A 15,218-nucleotide genomic window follows, 5' to 3' on the forward strand; every position below is an offset into this window, starting at 1 on the left:
GGGGGCAGTCCTGACGGATGTCGGGCGGATCGTTCGATGGGACTGTCCTTCCTGGCGGCAGGGGTCAGGGGCGGCTTCCGGTCGTGATGAGGCAGGCTAGTGGCCGCCACCCGGATTGGCAAGGCCGCCCTCGCCGCCCAGCTGGCCGGCGTCAGGCCCCGCGCTTCCGATCGCCTGCAGGAACTGCCTCACGCGGTCGGCATAGGCCGCCTCGTCGGGGCTGCGGGTCTTCCAGTCCGCAAGCCAGTCCATAAGCGATGCGGCGGCGGGGTCGGAAAAGCGCATGTCCCAGTCCGGGAACAGGCGCCGGGACAGCGAGCCCTGGTCAAGGACCGTCATCTGCAGATGCCGGTTGTCGTCGCGCAGGGTGTCCACCAGCCGGAAGATGCGCAACCAGGGCCCCTCGATCCACTGGACGAAGGTTCCGTCCTCGTAATGCAGGCAACCCGTCACGCCGGTGCGGTGGTTGCGCTCGCGCGCGTCCTCCAGGATCGCAGCAACGCCGGCCTGGTCAAGCGAAGGGTGGATCAGGCTGCGGTAAAGGCAATAGCCCAGCCTGTCATCCGCCTGCGGATTGCGGGGCTGAGCCGCGTTCCCGGCCTCCGGCGCCTCGTCCATCATGGCTCTGTCATGTCCCCGTCTGGTCATTTGTCTAATTCTACTAGGACACCTCTTGCAGGGAGTGCAACAGAAATCCTGCCTTTCTAAACCGCTTCAATTTGCCCGGCCGGGCGGCTAAGGAGACGCGACCCTGACAGGACGCACCGCATGGCCCGCCACCTCATTACCTCTGCCCTGCCCTATATCAACGGCATCAAGCACCTGGGCAACCTTGTCGGCTCGCAGTTGCCCGCCGACCTCTATGCCCGCTTCCTGCGCGCGCGGGGCCACGAGGTGATGTTCATCTGCGCCACCGACGAACACGGCACGCCCGCCGAACTGGCCGCCGCCAAGACGGGCGAACCCGTGGCCGACTACTGCGCGCGGATGCACCAGGTGCAGGCGGATCTGGCGCGGGGATTCGGGCTGTCCTTCGATCACTATGGCCGGTCCTCCAGCCCGCGGAACCATGCGCTGACCCAGCATCTGGCGGGCAGGCTGGCCGACAACGGCTATATCGCCGAGGTCAGCGAGAAGCAGGTCTATTCCGTTGATGACGGCCGCTTCCTGCCCGACCGCTACATCGAGGGCACCTGCCCCAACTGCGGCTATGACAAGGCGCGCGGCGACCAGTGCGAGAACTGCACCAAGCAGCTTGACCCCACCGACCTGATCGACCCGCGCAGCGCCATTTCCGGCAGCACCAACCTGGAGGTGCGGGAAACCAAGCACCTTTATCTGCGCCAGTCGGCGCTGAAGGACCGCATCAGCGCCTGGATCGACAGCAAGAGCGACTGGCCGATCCTGACCACCTCGATTGCCCGGAAATGGCTGAACGACGGCGAAGGGCTTCAGGACCGGGGGATCACCCGCGACCTGCACTGGGGCGTGCCGGTCAGACGCGGCGACCGCCCCTGGCCGGGGATGGAGGGCAAGGTCTTCTACGTCTGGTTCGACGCCCCCATCGAATACATTTCCGCGACCGCCGAATGGGCCGACGCCGCCGGCCTTCCCGACGCCGACTGGCGGCGCTGGTGGCGCACGGACGAAGGCGCGGACGACGTGACCTACACGCAGTTCATGGGCAAGGACAACGTGCCCTTCCACACCCTGTCCTTCCCCGCCACCCTGATCGGGTCGGGCGAACCCTGGAAGCTGGTCGACTACATCAAGTCCTTCAACTACCTGACCTATGACGGGGGGCAGTTCTCGACCAGCCAGGGCCGCGGCGTCTTCATGGACCACGCGCTCGAGATCCTGCCCGCCGATTACTGGCGGTGGTGGCTTCTGTCCCACGCGCCCGAATCCGGCGACAGCGAGTTCACCTGGGAAAACTTCCAGCAGTCCGTGAACAAGGATCTGGCCGATGTCCTGGGCAACTTCGTCAGCCGCATCACCAAGTTCTGCCGCTCGAAGTTCGGCGAGACGGTGCCCGGCGGCGGCGCCCATGGGGCCGAGGAAGCCGCGCTGGTCCAGGCCCTGACCGCCCGGATCCGCGCCTATGAAGGCTTCATGGCCGCGACCGAGGTGCGCAAGTCGGCCGCCGAATTGCGGGCCATCTGGGTTCTGGGCAACGAATACCTGCAGTCGGCCGCCCCCTGGTCCACGCACAAGGCCGACCCTGAAAAGGCCGCCATGCAGGTCCGGCTGGGCCTGAACCTGATCCGCCTCTACGCGATCCTGTCCGCCCCTTTCGTGCCCTTCGCTGCCGGGGCCATGCTGGAGGCGATGCGGACGCGCGACGCCGCCTGGCCCGACGACGTGGCGGGGGCGCTGACCGCGCTGCCCGCAGGCCATGCCTTCACCGTGCCCGAGGTGCTGTTCGCCAAGATCACCGACGAACAGCGCGAACGGTGGGAGGAGCGGTTCAAGGGGGTGCGCGCCACCGCGTGACGGGCGAAGGGCCGAACCGGCACGGGCACAGGCTGCCCGTTCCGACGCGCCGCTGCGACGGGCGGTGGAACCCCGTCGCCCGGCATGTTCTTTTGAACCGAGGCAACACAGGAAGGTCCCATGACCCATTGCATCCTGATCGGCGCGCCCGTCGATGAAGGCCAGCGGCGCCCCGGCTGCCTGATGGGGCCCGCCGCCTACCGGGTGGCCGGTCTCGCCGGCACGCTGACGGCGCTGGGCCACACCGTCGAGGATCGCGGCGACATCCGCCCGGGTCCGGCGCCCGATGCCCATTGCGCCAACCCCGCCGTCCACCACCTGCCCGAGATGATCGCTTGGACCCACGCCCTGCGCGAGGCGATGGCCGAGGCGCTGCCCCAGGGGCTGCCGGTAGTGATGGGCGGAGACCATGCGCTGGCGCTGGGCAGCGTCGCCGGGGCGGCGATCCACGCCCGGCAGCAGGGAAGGCCGCTGTTCGTGCTGTGGCTGGACGCCCACAGCGACATCCATACGGTGCAGACCACCACCTCGGGCAACCTGCACGGCACGCCCATCGCCTATGCGCTGGGCCTTCCCGGCTTCGATCCCTTTCCCCCTTCCCCGATCCGGTGCCCGGCCAGAACATCTGCATGTTCGGCATCCGCAGCGTCGATCCGGCCGAACACGCGGCGATGCTTGCCGTCGACATCACCGTGAACGACATGCGCGTGCTGGACGAACAGGGCATCGTCGCCCCGCTGCGCACGTTCCTGAACCGGGTGGCGGCGGCAGGCGGGATGCTGCACGTCTCGCTGGACGTGGATTTCCTGGACCCCTCGATCGCGCCCGCAGTGGGCACGACCGTGCCCGGCGGCACCACCTTCCGCGAGGCGCATCTGGTCATGGAACTGCTGCACGAATCGGGCCTGGTGACATCGCTGGATCTGGTCGAACTGAACCCGTTCCTGGATGACCGCGGCCGCACCGCCAAGCTGATGGTCGATCTGGTAGGCAGCTTGATGGGCCGCAAGGTCTTCGACCGTCCGACCCGCAGCTTCTAGCGCCAGACCGCCGAAAGCCTTGCCAACCGCCCCCCGCCCGTTAGCCAATCCGGGAGCGGGCGTGGCGGAATGGCAGACGCATGGGACTTAAACTCCCTGGGGCGCAAGCCCGTGCGGGTTCAAGTCCCGCCGCCCGCACCATCATTCCGGCCCGGAAACGCCAACGGCCAGCCCGGGGGACTGGCCGTCTGCTGGAACAACCTGGTGCCGGTGAAGGGACTCGAACCCCCGACCCCATCATTACGAATGACGTGCTCTACCAGCTGAGCTACACCGGCATCTGGTTGTGCGGCGCCGGATAGCAGCTTCCGCGCGACGGGAAAAGGGGGCGCGGCGTTTTTTCTGTGCGCCCCCGAACCGTCCGCCTCAGGGGCGGGTCTTGCCCTCGGTCCAGTCGGCCTCCTCGGGCGGCAGCACGTCGGGACGCACCGGGACCGGCTCGGGTTGCGACGCCGGGGCCTTGTCGAAGGGACGCTCGGGGGCCGGCCTCACCACCGGTTGAATGCTGGGCGCGGACACCGTCTCGGGCCGGGCCGGGGCCGGTTCGGGGGTGGTGATCGTGGTGGCCGGCTCGATGGTCATGTAGTCGCTTTCCCGCGGCACCATGCCCGGCGCCACCTGCGCGATCTCGATCTTGCGGGGCGCCGGCGCAGCCTTGGCCGCGGGCTCGGCGTCCGGCCTTGCGGTGGGCTGCGGGACCGACGGCGGCCGGACCTCTGCATCGGCGCCAGTATGGGTGTCGGCGGGTTCCGGCGCGGCGGGCTTCCGCTTCGGCGCGCCGACCAGAAGCGGCAGCATCTCGGCCCCGGGCGCCACGGTCGCGACGGGGCGGCGGGTGTCGGGTTCGCGCCAGGTCAGCGTGTCGAAGCCGCCGCAGCTGTCGCAGACCGGGGCCCAGGCCTCCATGACGTTGTGGCACTTGTCGCAGACCCACTGCGGCCCGCGCGAGGCCGTCAGCGCCCGCGTCAGGTAGCCCCGCACGACGCTGTCGTCGGCCCCCTCGCCGCGCTCAATTGCCGCCATGATCGAAAGCGTCCGCACCGTGGGGTGCTTTTCCGCCACATCGCCCAGGGCGCGCCGGGCGCCGGGAAAGTCCTCGGCCATCAGCAGCAGCTCGGCCCGCAGCAGGCGCGACTCCTCGTGATCGGGGTTCCTGGCGATCAGCCGCTCGAACCGCTCCAGACGGGCCGCGGTCGATTCGTCGGGCACGATCTCGGCATAGGTCGCCGCCACGTCGGGATGGGGACGCACCGACCAGGTCTTTTCCAGCACGCGAGAGGCGTTGCGGTAATCCTTCTGCGCGATGTAGCTGCGCGCGGCCAGCACCGCCGCCGGGATCAGGTCGGGCGACGCCTTGCTGGCCGAGATGGCGGCCTCGCGCGCGCTGATGGAGTTGCCCTGGGCCAGAACCTCGCTGGCTTCCTGCAGGGCCAGCACCGCGTCACGGCGGATATGCACGTCCTTGGGCAGATCGCCCTGGCGGCGCTTGTCCTTCAGCACTTGGCGCGCGCCCTTCCAGTCATGCTCGCGCATCTCAAGATCCAGCAGCGTGTCCTGCAACTCGCGGTGGCGGGGCTTCAGCGCATAGGCCTTTTGCGCCAGCAGCAGCGCGGTGGCGGTGTCGCCGTCCTCGATCTTCTGGCGCATCAGCCCGCGGATGCCCACGAAGCGGGTGCGGTCGTCCTGCAGCAGGGTGCGGTAGACCTGGCCTGCCCGGTCCCTGTCGCCCGCGACCTCGGCCGCCTGGGCCGACAGCAGGTTGGTGATGTGGGGCATGTTCAGGTATTTCTCGGCCTTGGCGGCCTTTTCCTGGGCCAGCTTGCCCTCGCCCGAGGCGACGGCAAGCATCCCGTCGGCCAGGGCCTCGTAGCCCTTGCGCTCGCGCGAGCGGGCGAAATAGCGGTCGATGGCGGTTTCGTCGCCGGCGATGAAGCGGATGAAGGCCAGCAGCAGCCCGAGGGCCTTGAACACCAGCCAGGCCAGCACCATCAGGATCAGCAGCGCCACGACCGCCTTGACCGGGGTCAGCACATATTCGGTGCCGGCGTATTCGATCCGCAGCATCTGTCCGGTTTCCGACAGATGCACCGCGCCAAGGGCGACGGCCACGACGACCGCGAAGAAGAACAGGATTTTCAACAGGGACAGCAACATTGCCCGAACCTCAGTTTGCAGGGGCGGACAGGTCGGACAGGGCCGCCTGCGCATCGCGATAGGCGGTGGCCCCGTCCAGCCAGTCGGCCATCGCCGGGGCGGCCCGGGCCTCCTCGGGCAGGGAATCGATCTCGGCCAGCGCGTCGGCGATGCGGCCTTCCTCGACCGCGTCGTTGGCGCGCGACAGGACCGCGTCCGGGTCCGATCCCTCGCGCGCCTCGACCGACCGCGCGCCGGTCTGGGCGCGCAGGAAGTTCGTCAGCACGTTGCCGTCGCCCTCGGCGCTGTCCTGGCGCAGCGCCGCCCGCAGCGCGTCCCGGGCGGCCCGGGGAAAGTCCGCCTGAAGCCCGTCCAGGCTGGGAACCTCGCGGGTCAGCGCCTCGGGCGTCTGCAGGCCCGCGCCTTCCAGCGTCTGACGCGCCTCGTCGGGCGTCACGCCCTGGTCAAGCCGGGCCTGCAGCGACGCGATTGCCGCCACCGCCTCGGCCCGGCGGGTGCTTTCGGCGGCGGCGTCCTGCAACCGCTGCGCCTCGGACTGGGCCGCGTTGATCTGGGACAGGGCGGATTGTGTCGCGGTCTGGATCTGCTGTTCCAGCGCCCCGGCCTGATCGACAAGGGACTGGAGACGCGAAGCCGTCTCGGGATCGACTTGCGGACGCGCCGCCAGTTCCTCGATTCGGGCGGCCTGCTCCTCGATCCGGGAAACCTGTTCATCAAGGCGCGCGGCCTGCTGCTCGATCTGCTGGCGCAGCGCCGCCAGGTCCTCCTGGGACGGGCCGGCGGGTGCGGCCTGGGCCTCGGCCTGCGCCTGTTCGGTCTGCGCGGCCAGTTCGGCGCGCAGCGCGTCGATCTGCTCGGCGGTGGCGTCCTGGGCGGCGGCGACGGCATCGGTGCGGATGGCGGCAAGGTCCAGTTCGGGGGCGGCGGCTGCCGGCTCGGGCTGCGGGGGCAGCCAGCCTTCTGGCAGATTGGGCAGCGCCCAGATCGTTGCGGCCGAGCCCAGGCCCGCGGCCACAACGCCCCCCAGCACCACCGGCCAGAAGCCGGTCTTGCGCACCGTCACCTTCTGCGCGGGCGCAGGGGACGCTGCAGCGGGCGACGCTGCCGGAGAGGTCGAGGAGGCCGAAGAACCCGAGACGCCCGTGGATCCGGTGGACGCTGCGGACCCTGTGGATCCCGTGACCGCCGACGATCCGGAGACTGCCGAGGAGGCCGGCTCCGTCGCAGAAGCCGGGACGGCGGTCGTCGCTTGGGTCGCCGCCGCCTTGCCGCCCGTGGGCGACAGGCTGGCATCGCGGGACGCATCGGCGCCGCGGGTCGCCGCCTGGTCCTGGGCGGCCCTGCGCGCAGCAGGGGGTTCTGGCCGGTCTTGTCGCCCAGCAGCGTCGATTCGACGGGCTTGACCTCGCCGCCCGAGGCTGCGGCCGCCTTGCCCTCGCCCGAGGGGATGTCGGCCGAGGCGATGACGCCGGGCGCGGCTGCCTGCCTTTTCGACGTCGAGGGCGCGTCGTCCTGCGGGGTTGCGGATGGGCTGGTCGTCCTGGTCTTGTCTGGCTTTTTCACGTTTGGTCCCCGTCTCGCGGCGGCAGGCTGGCCGCGGCTGGCCCGCAGCCTAATCAGGCAGGGGCCGCTTCTCAACCCGCCCTGCGCATCATTGTTCCGCGACGGGCAGACGGCGGATGGCCGCCGCCATCGCCTCGATGTCGGGGCTGCGGGCAACCGTGCGGCCCGCGCTGGGCGCGTCCCAGGCCGCCAGGGCCGCGTCGCTGATCGCGGCCAGCCACAGCGGCGCGCGCGCATCCCGCGCGGCCTGCGCGACCAGCCGCGCGCTGCGGGGGGAAAACAGCGGCAGCGCCACCGGCCCGTCCCCGGCCAGCAGGGCCCGCGCCTGCGGGGACAGGGGCTGCGCCTGCTGGTCATAGACGACCACGCCCGGCACCGGCAGATCCCTGGCCAGATGCCGCCCGTGCGGATGGATCAGCGGCACCGGCGCCGCCCGGATCAGCGGCAGCAGGCTTTCCGCGAAGCCGTTACCCTGCTGCACCGCAAAACCCGCCCGGCGCGCGGTGGCGGCCGTGTGACCGCCCACGCAGATTGCCAGCCGCCCCTGCCCCGGTCCCGCCGCCGCCACCGCATGGGCCGAGGTGAAGACCAGCCCCGGCGCCGCGCGCAGCGCCGCCTGGTCGTGATCGACCGCCACGATCCGCAGGATGGGCGAAATCACCGGCCGCCAGTCCGGCAGCAGCGCCGCAAGGCGCAGCGAGATCCGGCCGGGGACGGGTCAGCAGCAGGACGCGCTGCGGGTCGGGGGACATTGGCAAATCCTGCATCCGATGCTAGGGCCTTCAGGCGTAAGCGCCAATCCCCCGCCCGGCAAGAGCATGGACGACACCCAGATTTTCCTTGGCATCGAGAGCAGCTGCGACGACACCGCCGCGGGCCTTGTCACGGGCGGACGGCGGATCCTCGCCTCGGTGGTCAGCAGCCAGACCGCGCTTCATGCCGACTTCGGGGGCGTGGTGCCGGAAATCGCCGCCCGCGCCCATGCCGAACGGCTGGACCTGGTGGTGGAACAGGCGCTGTCGCAGGCGGGCGTCGGGCTGTCCGATGTGACGGCGGTCGCCGTCACGGCGGGGCCGGGCCTGATCGGCGGGGTGATGGCCGGCGTGATGTGCGCCAAGGGCATCGCCGCCGGGGCCGGCCTGCCGCTGCTGGGCGTGAACCACCTGGCCGGCCACGCGCTGACGCCGCGCCTGACCGACGGCATCGGCTTTCCCTATCTGATGCTGCTGGTGTCGGGCGGGCATTGCCAGTTCCTGCGCGTGGACGGCCCGCAGGACTTCACGCGGCTGGGCGGCACCATCGACGACGCCCCGGGCGAGGCTTTCGACAAGCTGGCCAAGCTGCTGGGCCTGCCGCAGCCGGGCGGCCCCTCGGTCGAAGCGGAAGCCGCCGCCGGCGATCCCGACCGCCTTGCGCTGCCGCGCCCGCTTCTGGACCGGCCCGGCTGCGACATGTCGTTTTCCGGGCTGAAGACCGCCGCGCTGCGGCTGCGCGACCAGATGATCGGCGATCAGGGCGGTCTGCGCCAGCAGCACCGGGCCGATCTGTGCGCCGCCTTCCAGCAGGCCGTGGCCGAGATCCTGGCCGAGAAATCGCGCCGCGCCCTGGCGGCAAGCCCGGCGCCGGTGCTGGCCGTGGCGGGGGGCGTGGCCGCCAACGGCACGATCCGCGCGGCCCTGGAACGCGTGGCCCGCGACCGGGGCGTGCGCTTCCTGGCCCCGCCCCTCGCGCTTTGCACCGACAACGGCGCGATGATCGCTTGGGCCGGGGCCGAACGCTTCGCCCTGGGCCACCGCGACGGCATGGATCTGGCCGCGCGCCCCCGCTGGCCTCTGGACCAAGGCGCTGCGCCGATGCTGGGCGGCGGCAGGAAGGGGGCCAAGGCATGAGCATCGCGATCCTCGGCGCGGGCGCCTTCGGCACCGCGCTTGCCGTGGCCCTGTCGGCGAACGGGCCGGTGACGCTCTGGGCGCGCGACACCAGCTGGGGCCGCGACAACCCGCGCCTGCCCGGCGTCACCCTGCCTCAGGCGGTGCGCGTGACCGGGGATCTGCCAGCCGCGACGACCGCCGGCACGCTGCTGCTGGCGCTGCCCGCACAGGCGCTTGGCGGGTTTCTTGCGGATCATGCCGCATGCCTGAACGGCAAGCACCTGGTCAGCACCGCCAAGGGCATCGACCTGACGCACCTCACCGGCCCCTCGGCCCTGCTGCAGGACGCCTGCCCGCAGGCGACGGTGGCGGTCCTGACCGGGCCTTCCTTCGCCGCGGACATCGCCCGCGGCTTGCCCACCGCCCTGACGCTGGCCTGCGCGGATCCCGATGCGGGCCGCGCCCTGCAGCACGACCTGTCCACCCCGGTCCTGCGCCTTTACCGCAGCACCGACGTGACCGGGGCGGAACTGGGCGGGGCGCTGAAGAACGTCATCGCCATCGCCGCCGGGGTCGCGATCGGCGCCGGCCTGGGCGACAGCGCCCGCGCCGCCATCATCACCCGCGGCTTCGCCGAGATGACCCGCCTCGCCACCCGCCTGGGGGCGCGGCCCGAAACCCTGACCGGGCTTTCGGGCCTGGGCGATCTGACGCTGACCTGCACATCCGCGCAGTCGCGCAACTTCCGCTATGGCCAGGCCCTGGGCGCCGGCCAGCCCTTCGACGCCACCACCACCACCGTCGAGGGCGCCGCCACCGCCCGCGCCGTCGCCTCCCTGTCCCGCCGGATCGGCTGCGACATGCCCATCGCCGCCATGGTCGCCCGCCTCGCGGAAGGCCGCATGAGCGTGGACGACGCCACCCAGCACCTGATGACCCGCCCCCTGAAGGAGGAATGATGCCCCTGTTCGCCGTGATCTGCCGGGACAAGCCCGGCGCCCTGCAAACCCGCCTGGACACGCGCGAGGCGCATCTGGGCTTCATCCGCGACAGCGGCATCGTCCGCATGGCCGGCCCGCTGATCGAGGCCGGCGAGATGCGCGGATCGCTGCTGATCCTGGAAGCCGACGATCTGGCCGCCGCCCGGGACTGGGCCGCGAACGACCCCTACAAGTCCGCCGGCCTGTTCGACAGCGTCGAGGTGATCGAATGGAAGAAGGTGATCGGCTGATGGCCTTCTGGCTGTTCAAGTCCGAACCCGACGTGTTCAGCTGGGACGACCTCGTGGCGCGCGGCGATGCGGGCGAGGAATGGGACGGCGTGCGAAACTACCAGGCCCGCAACTTCATGCGCGCCATGACGGTGGGCGACCGGGGCCTGTTCTATCACTCCAACATCGGCAAGCAGGCCGTGGGCATCGTCCAGGTCATCGCCGCGGCCCATCCCGACAGCACGACGGATGATCCCAGATGGGAATGCGTGGACATCAAGGCGGTGCAGCCGCTGCCCCGGCCCGTCTCGCTGGAACAGGCGAAGCAGGAACCGGCGCTGAAGGACATGGTGCTGGTCAAAAACTCGCGCCTGTCGGTGCAGCCCGTCAGCGACCGCGAATGGGCGGCGATCATGCGGCTTGCAGGGCTATGACCGCTCTTTCACCTTTGCGCAAATACCCCGGGGGTCCGGGGGCTGGCCCCCGGCCTGCCGCTTCATCTCGACGCGCCGCGGCATCAGGTTCGCGCCCGTCACAACCACAGGAAACACCCATGAGCCAACGCCTGCATCTCGTCTTCGGCGGCGAACTGACCGACCCGCAGGGCACCCAGTTCCGCGACACCGACAACATCCACATCGTCGGCATCTTCCCGAACTACCAAGCCGCCTACGACGCCTGGAAGGCCGAATCGCAGCGGACCGTGGACAGCGCCCATACCCGCTATTTCATCGCCCACCTGCACCGCCTGCGCGACGAGGAAACCGCCGCCAGCGCGACCGAGGAACTCGAGGTCAGGGGCTGAGGCCGGTCCGGGGACGCGGGACATGGCCCTGGGGCGCGGGGGGATCGGGCGACTGGGCCTGTGGTGGCAGGCCCGCCGGCCGGGTCTGGCCGATGACGCGGGGGTGCCGGACATTCCGCCCGGCAGCGGCCCGCTGCTTCTGGTGCAGGTCGCGCCCGAAGCCCGCGCGGCCTTCGCCCAGGTGCAGCGCCGCCTGATGCGCGGCAGGCCCGACCTGCGCATCCTGGACGCGGGCGATCCCGGCCCCGCCACGGCCGAGGCGCTGATGCAGGCCAGCCCGGCGGCGCTGCTGCTGCTGGGGACCGACCTGCCCCCGGCGCTGATCCAGGCCGCGGCCCGCCGGCGCTTGCCGATCATCCTGGCCGAGGGACGCTTTTCGGCCGAGGATGCCGGCTGGACCCTGCGCGCCGTCGCGCGGCGCGAACTGGTGCGCCAGATCCGCACGATCCTGGTCACCGACGCGGCCAGCCAGTCCGTCGTCCTGCGCATGGGCGCGCATCGCAAGCGGGTGACCGTGACCGGCCCGGTGGCGGAAATCCGCGACCCCCTGCCCTGCTCCGAGGCCGAGCGCAGCGTCATGGCGCAGCTCTTGCGCGGCCGGCAGGCCTGGCTGGCCGCCTCGGTCCCCCCGGACGAGGAACAGGCGGTTCTTGTCGCCCATCACGCGGCGCTGGCCCAGTCGCACCGGGCGCTGCTGTTCCTGGCCCCGCGCGATCCCGACCGCATCGACCCGCTGGCCCGGGCGATCGAGGCCAGCGGCCTCATCGTCGCCCGCCGCGCGCTGGACGAGGATCCGGCCGAGGACGTGCAGGTGATGCTGACCGACGGCCCGACCGAGATGGGGCTGTGGTATCGCCTTGCGCCCGTGACCTATCTGGGCGGCACGCTGGGCGGCGACGACGCGGCGGCCCGCCACCCCTTCGAACCGGCCGCGCTGGGATCGGCGATCGTCCACGGCCCGCACACCGCCCGCTTCGCCGCCGAATGGCAGCAGCTTGCCGGCGCGGGCGCGGCGCGACAGGTGTCGGGCCCCGAGGAACTGGCCACCGCCATCGCCGAACTGTCCCAGCCCGACCTGGTGGCGGCGCTGGCCAACAACGCCTGGGCCGTCAGCACCGGCGGGGCCGAGGTGACCATGCGGATCTGCGCCCCCGTGCTGGATGCCATCGCAAAGGCCAGGACATGAGACGCGCCCCCGCCTTCTGGTATCTGCGTCCGCCAAGCCTGCGCGCCCGCCTGCTGTCGCCCCTGGGCGCGGCCTATGCCCGGGCCACCGCCTGGCGGCTGGCGGCGGGTCCCCGGACCACGCTTGGCGTGCCAGTGATCTGCGTCGGCAACCTGAACGCGGGCGGCACCGGCAAGACGCCCACGGTGATCCACCTTCAGCAGGCGCTGCAGGCGCGCGGGCTGGCCGCCCATGTCGTCTCGCGCGGCTATGGCGGCAGCGGCCAAGGCCCGCTGCGCGTGATCGAGGCGCAGCACGACGCCGCGCTGACCGGGGACGAGCCCCTGCTGATGGCGGCCTTCGGGCCGGTCTGGGTCGCCAGGGACCGGCTGGCGGGCGCCCGGGCGGCCGTGGGCGGCGGCGCGCAGGCCGTGATCCTGGACGACGGCTTCCAGGATCCGGCGCTGGCCCACGACCTGTCGCTGGTGGTGGTCGATGCCGCCAAGGGCTTCGGCAACGGCCTGTGCATCCCCGCAGGCCCCCTGCGAGAGCCGGTCGCCGCCGGCCTGGCCCGGGCCGACCTGCTGTTGTCGATCGGGCCGGACGACGCGCAGGCGCGTTTTGCCCCCCGCCGGGCGCCCCGCCGCATCTGCGGGGCCGGCTTGCACCCCTGCCGACGGGCATGGACTGGCAGGACCACCGCGTGCTGGCCTTCGCAGGCATCGGCCACCCCGAGAAGTTCTTCGCCACTCTTGCCGGGCTGGGCGCCGATCTGGTCCGCGCCGAGGCGCTCGAGGATCACCAGCCCTTCACCCCGGCCCTGCTGACGCGGCTGGAAACCGAAGCGCGGCTGCTGGGGGCGCAGCTTGTCACCACCGAAAAGGACGCAGCCCGGCTGCCGCGGGCCTTCCGGCCGCAGGTCATGACCCTGCCGGTCCGGCTGTCGCTGGACGATCCCGCGCCTCTGGATGCGGCGCTGGACTGCCTGTTTGCGCGGCGCTGATCTTTGCAATCGCGGCTGCAATCCCGATATAGGGCTTGCACGGCCATCCGGGCCGCAGGGGAAAGCACGGGCATGTCGCAAAAGGCCATCCAGAGGCTCAGCTTCTATCTGCTGATACTCGTGACGCTCTATGCCTCGGTTGGGGCGGGATAGGGCATGTCGAAACGCTTTGGCGGGCGCCCCTGGCCTGATCTCGGCCCGCAGGACGACAACCGGAACCCGGCGCCCGCGCCAGCGATCCGCCACCCGCTGGCGGGACGGCCGAAATACGTGACCATCGCTGCCACGCCCTTCCTGTTTGGCGCCTTCTTCCAGGATCCGGTCGGCATGGCGGGCAGCCTGGCCGCCTTTGGCGTCATCGCCAGCGCGATGTGGATGACCGGCGAGGGGCTGGCCGCCGAGGCCGCCTATCAGGTCCGCCGGGTGGCCCGCCGTCCGGCCGTCCCGCGCAAGCTGCTGGGCAGCGTGATGACGGGGCTGGGGCTGGGCCTGGGCACCGTCGCGCCCGACAGCCTGGCCGGGGCCGGAGTGATCGGAGCCACCGGCATGGTGCTGCACTGGCTGGCCTTCGGGGCCGACCCGATGCGCGACAAGGGCATGAAGACCGGGGACGACTTCCAGCAGGACCGCGCCCGCAAGATGATCGACGAGGCCGAGGCGACCCTTGCCCAGATCCGCGAGGCGATCGGGTCCTTGGGGGACCGCTGGCTCGAGGCCCGGCTGCACCGCTTCGCGGCAACGGTCGAGGCGCTGTTCGACCGCGTCCGCGCCAATCCGGGCGACCTTTCGGCCGCGCGGCGCTATCTGGGGGTCTATCTGGCGGGCGCGCGGGATGCGACGGTGAAGTTCGCGGGCCTCTACCGCCAGACCCGCGACCCCTCGTTGCGCGCCTCGTACGAGGCGTTCCTGGACGATCTGGAACGGGATTTCAGCGCCAAGTCCCGCCGCCTGCTGGAAGGCGACAGGACGGATCTGGACCTCGAGATCGCGGTCCTGCGCGAACGCCTGGCGCGCGAGGGGGTGGGCGCCTCGGAACCCGCCGCGCTTGATCCGCCGCGCAGCGAGACGGCGCGCTTTCTGGACGGGCTGCTGACCCCCGACCGCGACAAGGCGCGGCGCTGAATCCGTGCCGCGCTTCGCCTTCAGGATCGAATACGACGGGCGTTCCTTCGCCGGATGGCAGGCGCAGGCCGACCAGCCCTCGGTCCAGGGCGCGATCGAGGCGGCGCTTGCCAGGCTGGATCCGGGGTTCGCGGCCGGTGCGCGGGTTGCTGCCGCAGGGCGCACCGATGCCGGCGTCCATGCCACGGCCCAGGTCGCCCATGCCGACCTGCACCGCGACTGGGACACCTTCCGACTGGCCGAGGCGCTGAACTTCCACCTCAAGCCGGTGCCGGTGGCGGTGCTGGCCGCCGCGCGGGTGCCCGACGATTTCCATGCCCGGTTCTCGGCCGTCGAACGGCGCTATCTGTTCCGCCTGCAGGCCCGCCGCGCGCCGGTGACGCACGACCGGGGGCTGGTCTGGCAGGTGCTGAACCCGCTGGACGCGCTGGCGATGCGACAGGCGGCGGCGCACCTGACGGGGCGGCACGACTTCACGACCTTCCGATCCTCGATCTGCCAGGCGGCAAGCCCGGTGAAGACCCTGGACGAGATCCGCATCGACGAGGTCGAGATCCCGCATGGCCGCGAATACCGCTTTCGCCTGCGCGCGCGGTCCTTCCTGCACAACCAGGTCCGGTCCATCGTCGGGACGCTGGAACGCGTGGGCGCCGGTTCCTGGCCGCCGGACCGCGTGGCCGAGGTCCTGCGCGCCCGCGACCGGGGGGCCTGCGGCCCGGTCTGCCCGCCGCACGGGCTGTACCTCTGCGGCGTGGCCTATCCGCACGATCCCTTCGCCTGAACGCCGTCCCG

Annotated in this window: 13 protein-coding genes, 2 tRNA genes and 2 pseudogenes; 12 read left to right on the forward strand and 5 right to left on the reverse strand. The window is 71.4% G+C overall.

Annotation, left to right across the window (positions count from 1 at the left end):
• Positions 1-96: 96 nt before the first annotated feature.
• Positions 97-618: a BLUF domain-containing protein gene (locus ACZ1HC_RS02460; protein WP_472698602.1), complete on the reverse strand. Its 522-nt coding sequence runs from the start codon at positions 616-618 to the stop codon at positions 97-99.
• A 150-nt stretch (positions 619-768) separates the two neighbouring features.
• Here ACZ1HC_RS02460 and metG point away from each other — a divergent pair, with 150 nt between their 5' ends.
• The 3 genes and pseudogenes from metG (at position 769) to ACZ1HC_RS02475 (ending at position 3,674) form a co-directional block, all read left to right on the forward strand.
• Complete coding sequence (gene metG / locus ACZ1HC_RS02465; protein ID WP_472698603.1) at positions 769-2,493, forward strand: methionine--tRNA ligase; 1,725 nt, start codon at positions 769-771, stop codon at positions 2,491-2,493.
• A 120-nt stretch (positions 2,494-2,613) separates the two neighbouring features.
• Positions 2,614-3,533: pseudogene (gene rocF / locus ACZ1HC_RS02470) on the forward strand (arginase).
• A gap of 55 nt (positions 3,534-3,588) precedes the next feature.
• Positions 3,589-3,674: transfer RNA gene (locus ACZ1HC_RS02475), tRNA-Leu, on the forward strand.
• Between the two features lie 61 nt (positions 3,675-3,735).
• Here the strand turns inward: ACZ1HC_RS02475 and ACZ1HC_RS02480 are convergent.
• From ACZ1HC_RS02480 to ACZ1HC_RS02495, 4 genes are all read right to left on the reverse strand, one after another.
• A tRNA-Thr gene (locus tag ACZ1HC_RS02480) sits at positions 3,736-3,811 on the reverse strand.
• An 88-nt stretch (positions 3,812-3,899) separates the two neighbouring features.
• Complete coding sequence (locus ACZ1HC_RS02485; RefSeq protein WP_472698604.1) at positions 3,900-5,687, reverse strand: heme biosynthesis HemY N-terminal domain-containing protein; 1,788 nt, start codon at positions 5,685-5,687, stop codon at positions 3,900-3,902.
• Positions 5,688-5,697: 10 nt separating this feature from the next.
• A complete protein-coding gene (locus tag ACZ1HC_RS02490) occupies positions 5,698-6,744 on the reverse strand; it encodes a COG4223 family protein (RefSeq protein ID WP_472698605.1) in 1,047 nt (348 codons plus the stop codon).
• 594 nt (positions 6,745-7,338) lie between these two features.
• Positions 7,339-7,911, reverse strand: a complete 573-nt coding sequence (locus ACZ1HC_RS02495; RefSeq protein ID WP_472698606.1) for a uroporphyrinogen-III synthase — start codon at positions 7,909-7,911, stop codon at positions 7,339-7,341.
• A gap of 157 nt (positions 7,912-8,068) precedes the next feature.
• On the opposite strand from ACZ1HC_RS02495, the gene tsaD reads away from it, so the two are divergent.
• The 9 genes and pseudogenes from tsaD (at position 8,069) to truA (ending at position 15,207) form a co-directional block, all read left to right on the forward strand.
• Complete coding sequence (gene tsaD, locus ACZ1HC_RS02500; RefSeq protein ID WP_472698607.1) at positions 8,069-9,139, forward strand: tRNA (adenosine(37)-N6)-threonylcarbamoyltransferase complex transferase subunit TsaD; 1,071 nt, start codon at positions 8,069-8,071, stop codon at positions 9,137-9,139.
• On the forward strand, positions 9,136-10,080 hold the full coding sequence (locus tag ACZ1HC_RS02505) for an NAD(P)H-dependent glycerol-3-phosphate dehydrogenase (RefSeq protein ID WP_472698608.1): 945 nt from the start codon (positions 9,136-9,138) through the stop codon (positions 10,078-10,080). Before tsaD ends, ACZ1HC_RS02505 begins: the two co-directional genes overlap by 4 nt.
• Positions 10,077-10,352, forward strand: a complete 276-nt coding sequence (locus ACZ1HC_RS02510; RefSeq protein ID WP_472698609.1) for a YciI family protein — start codon at positions 10,077-10,079, stop codon at positions 10,350-10,352. The genes ACZ1HC_RS02505 and ACZ1HC_RS02510 overlap by 4 nt, the downstream gene beginning before the upstream one ends.
• Positions 10,352-10,765 (forward strand): EVE domain-containing protein, encoded by a 414-nt coding sequence (locus ACZ1HC_RS02515; RefSeq protein ID WP_472700759.1) that lies wholly within the window; start codon positions 10,352-10,354, stop codon positions 10,763-10,765. The genes ACZ1HC_RS02510 and ACZ1HC_RS02515 overlap by 1 nt, the downstream gene beginning before the upstream one ends.
• A 119-nt stretch (positions 10,766-10,884) precedes the next feature.
• The gene (locus tag ACZ1HC_RS02520; protein ID WP_472698610.1) at positions 10,885-11,136 is read left to right on the forward strand and encodes a DUF4170 domain-containing protein; all 252 of its coding nucleotides are present in this window, start codon (positions 10,885-10,887) and stop codon (positions 11,134-11,136) included.
• A 22-nt stretch (positions 11,137-11,158) separates the two neighbouring features.
• The gene (locus ACZ1HC_RS02525) at positions 11,159-12,322 is read left to right on the forward strand and encodes a 3-deoxy-D-manno-octulosonic acid transferase (RefSeq protein ID WP_472698611.1); all 1,164 of its coding nucleotides are present in this window, start codon (positions 11,159-11,161) and stop codon (positions 12,320-12,322) included.
• A pseudogene (gene lpxK, locus ACZ1HC_RS02530) lies at positions 12,319-13,304 on the forward strand (tetraacyldisaccharide 4'-kinase). Before ACZ1HC_RS02525 ends, lpxK begins: the two are co-directional and overlap by 4 nt.
• Positions 13,305-13,460: 156 nt before the next feature.
• A complete protein-coding gene (locus tag ACZ1HC_RS02535; protein ID WP_472698612.1) occupies positions 13,461-14,426 on the forward strand; it encodes a 5-bromo-4-chloroindolyl phosphate hydrolysis family protein in 966 nt (321 codons plus the stop codon).
• Positions 14,427-14,430: 4 nt separating this feature from the next.
• Complete coding sequence (truA, locus tag ACZ1HC_RS02540) at positions 14,431-15,207, forward strand: tRNA pseudouridine(38-40) synthase TruA (protein WP_472698613.1); 777 nt, start codon at positions 14,431-14,433, stop codon at positions 15,205-15,207.
• Positions 15,208-15,218 lie beyond the last annotated feature (11 nt).

The organism is Paracoccus sp. BR5-17, assembly GCF_055693925.1.